Annotated in this window: 4 protein-coding genes; all 4 read right to left on the reverse strand. The window is 54.6% G+C overall.

Annotation, left to right across the window (positions count from 1 at the left end):
- Positions 1–917, reverse strand: a 917-nt coding sequence (locus VMJ32_08100) for a glycosyltransferase family 39 protein (protein HTQ38975.1), incomplete at its 3' end; no start/stop codon positions are given.
- 205 nt (positions 918–1,122) lie between these two features.
- Positions 1,123–2,367 (reverse strand): cyclic dehypoxanthinyl futalosine synthase, encoded by a 1,245-nt coding sequence (gene mqnC, locus VMJ32_08105; protein ID HTQ38976.1) that lies wholly within the window; start codon positions 2,365–2,367, stop codon positions 1,123–1,125.
- Positions 2,368–2,389: 22 nt separating this feature from the next.
- A complete protein-coding gene (locus tag VMJ32_08110; protein ID HTQ38977.1) occupies positions 2,390–3,187 on the reverse strand; it encodes a menaquinone biosynthesis protein in 798 nt (265 codons plus the stop codon).
- Positions 3,188–3,318: 131 nt separating this feature from the next.
- A partial coding sequence (locus VMJ32_08115; GenBank protein HTQ38978.1) for a hypothetical protein occupies positions 3,319–3,843 on the reverse strand: 525 nt, incomplete at its 5' end.

Consider the following 3,843-nt stretch of genomic DNA (forward strand, 5'->3'; position numbering starts at 1 on the left):
AAAACGGCATCCGCATCGATATGCCATTCCGGATACACAAAAATCAGATCAATCGGCACGAGAGCTTTGAATAGATAAAACCACACGACTCCGCCGGCTCCCAATAACCGCTCAATGGGCGTGACTTTTCTCACGATGGTGTCCACACCGTGCGTTTGAAACCACACATTCAACAGCGTCAACAATCCCCCCAGCAGAAAAAACGGCACGCTCCGCAGCCAATCCCACTTGGAAAGGGGCCGCCGCCACCATGCGATCAAAAGCAACAACGCCGGCAAAACGGCTGCCGAACCTTTGCTGAGCATTCCCAACACGAACAACATCAAACTGAGCAAATACCACGGCCCGGCGCTGGATCGGTCACTTGGGCTTTGCGGCGAATTCAACCGCTTATCAGCTTTCAAAGAGCAGATCGTCGAAAGTAACATGAAGCATAGTGCCAGCAGGTTCTTTAGCTGCGAAATCCAAGCCACCGATTCCACATTAACCGGATGAACGGCAAAAATCAGGGCGGCCAAAAACGCACCGTGGATCGCCAGTCGCCGTAACACAAGCCAAATCAATAGCACGTCAACCATGTGCAGCAGCAAATTAGTCACATGGTAGCCGGTGGGTTTGTCGCCCCATAACCGCCATTCCAGCCAGAACGCACTGGAGGTGACGGGCCAATAATCGGTGGGCTCAGTCGTGAACCAAAAGCGATATAAGCCGTCCGGCGCTTTAATCAGCTTGCTTTGTGTCAACAATTCATCGTCGAGAATAAATCCGCCGGACAGTGCAGGCCAATACACCGCATACGTCAGCGCTGTGATCAGCGCCACTCCCAGAGGAATCTGCCAACGCGCAATGCCGGCTTCCAAAATTTTCCATTGAGAATGCACAGCGCCATTACCCGAACGCATCTGGGGAGAATTCATAAATGGTTCAACGGTCAGGATGCTTCGTCAATCGACGGTAGCACAGTCCTTGCTGGTCTGCGCGCAACCTCCGGGCGATCTTGCTGGGTCACCCTTTAATTTGTCCGAGGCCTTTATGCGGCGTAGAACGCAATCTCGACAAATTGCCGAAATTTGACAGGCCACTTAAATGATCGTTCAGAATTCGCCCGCCGGCAACTGTGCCTTATGCTGTTCCATCGCCGGAGACTACGGTCAGCGGAATAATCGACACCGTTTCCGAGGTCATGGGCCTCAAAGCTGCCCGCCCTGCCGAAGTTTTCTGCCCGGCAGCACGAATCTGCTCAGAGCGCAGGCGGTTGGCCTCAACGGCCCGCTGCTCGTGTTGCGGATCGACTAATTCATACCGCACGTTGCGCTGGCGTGGAGTATAACCCAGCTCTTCAATCGCGGCGCGGATTTCGTCGATTGTCAAAAAGTGCACCGTGCCCGCCTCGGCCACAACATTTTCTTCGATCATCAAGCTCCCCATGTCGTTGGCCCCGAACAACAATGCCAACTGGCCAATTTTCAATCCCTGCGTGACCCAACTCGATTGAATGTTTGGAAAATTATCCAAATACAGCCGACTGACCGCCTGCGTTTTCAGATATTCGAACGAGCCGGCCGGCGGAATGTCGGCCATGTCCGTATGTTCCGGCTGGAAGCTCCAGCAAATGAATGCCGTGAAGCCGCGGGTTTCGTCTTGCAATTGCCGCAGCCGATCCAAGTGTTGGATCCGTTCCGCCAACGTCTCGATGTGCCCATACATCATGGTGGCCGTGCTGCGGCCCCCTAACTCGTGCCAGACCCGGTGAACATTGAGCCAATCATCGGTCAGCACCTTGCCCCGGGTAATGGCCTTGCGAACCCGGTCGACCAAAATTTCTCCGCCGCCGCCTGGCAAGCTCCCTAATCCCGCGGCCTGCAGCCTTTGCAGCACGGTCCGCAAAGGGAGCTTGGAAACTTTGGTGAAATGATGAATTTCCGGCGGGCTAAATCCGTGGATATTCACCTGGGGAAATTGCCGTTTGATGTCCGCCAACAATTCTTCATACCATTCCAATTTGAACTGGGGGTGCAAACCGCCTTGCATCAGAATTTGATCGCCGCCCAACTCATCCGTCTCACGAATTTTTTGCAGCAACACGTCACGCTCCAGCACATACCCATCCGGATGCTTAGGCGGGCGATAGAATGCGCAAAAATCGCAGACAGCCGCACAAATATTTGTGTAATTGATATTTCGGTCGATGTTGTAAGTGCGGATCGTTTCCGGATGCAGGCGGCGCGTCACGGCGTCGGCAGCGCGGCCAATCGCAGCTAAATCGTGCGATTCCAATAACCGCAGCCCATCGGCGGCGCTAATGCGTTCGCCAGCGACGGCTTGATCCAGAATGAGCTGGATGGAAGTGGCAACCATAGAATGAATTCAATATGCAAAAAAACACATTCTAAGCGATCGTGCCGGCCAGTGGAAATCCGGCCGGCGCCAACCCCAACTCACTGGCTTTTTGATAAAACAATTGCAATCCGTGGCGTTCGTGCGCTCCAAGATAAAAATGCAAGTAATCTCGCAAATACGCCAGACATTGCGGCACGGTCAAACCCAGCGGAGCCGCTTCCACCTCGGCAATTTGTTCCAAATTCGCCACTCCGCAATCACGAGCCTCCGCCAAGGCCGGCTCCAACTCGCGCACGTCAACTCCGCCACGCGCTACCCACATGGCGAACACAAACGGCCACCCTGCCCAGCGACACCATTGATCGCCCACGTCCCAAACTTCGGCAAACCTACCTGCCGGCGAGTGCATGGCCCGGTCGCCAATCAGCAGCACCGCGTCGAAGTCGGCATCGCTCCATGCGGCGCTGATGGGCAACGGTTCGCAGCGGGGCTCCAAATCAAATTTCTCTTTCAGCAAAATGCGGATTAAAGCGGCGCTGGTCCGCGACCCTTCGTCCAAGGCCAAAGTACGAACTTGCCTCACCGGCACACGGCAAAACAACTTTACGCTTAGCACCGGACCGCGACAAGCAATGCAGGCATCGGAAACGATCGAATAAGCGGGATCGTGGAAATACTCGACCGACGGAATCAACGCCACGTCAAGTTGCCCTCGGGCCAAGCGATCTGCCAGGCGGCTGGGCAAATCAAAACTCAATTCCGCTTGTGGCGCAAATTGCTCTAAGTGGTAAACCAAGGGCTTGGTATTCAGGTAAGTAACCGCCCCGACCTTGAGGCGCGTGGCCATATAATGCTCCGCGTTTCAGGCGACCTCGCGCCCCCGCCGGGGCAGCCTGGAGATATTTCCTCCTCAGATTGTAGAAACTCTCCAGGCATTCGGGAAGGCAAGCCCAAAGAAATCGCCATGCCGCAAGAAAATTACAGTTCCAGTTTCCGAAAGGCCCGCAATCCCACGCGCATGGGCCACACGGTGGCGATGAGGCCGGTGAACAAGGTGAGGACCATTCCACAGGCGATTCCGGTTCCGCTACCGAGAAAATGCAAGCACTGGTCGATAAAGGTTTGCGGTGCTTCTTGAACCGCCGCCAGGAATAAGTGCACCGGCAACGCTGTCAACAACACAATCACCACAATATATGCCGCGCTAATCACCAGGTTTAACGTGCCACCGAATCCGGCGGCAATTTTAGAAGGGGATTGCTCGCGCAAATCGGGCATTTTGGCGCCCAATCCCACGGCAATGGCTGACAAACCCACGCACAACACCACACACGAGACTTGATGAAAAATAATCACCAGCGGCAAGTTAATTTGCAACATTAAATCGCTGATCAACACGAGCAGCGTGCACGGCACGAGCGAACCTACGGCGGCAAATAAAAATTTCGACCATAAAATGGAATCGCGGTGAATCGGCAATAACCCCAAAATCCACAGCCGCCG

The sequence above is a fragment of the Pirellulales bacterium genome, from assembly GCA_035499655.1.
Classification (GTDB): Bacteria; Planctomycetota; Planctomycetia; order Pirellulales; family JADZDJ01; genus DATJYL01.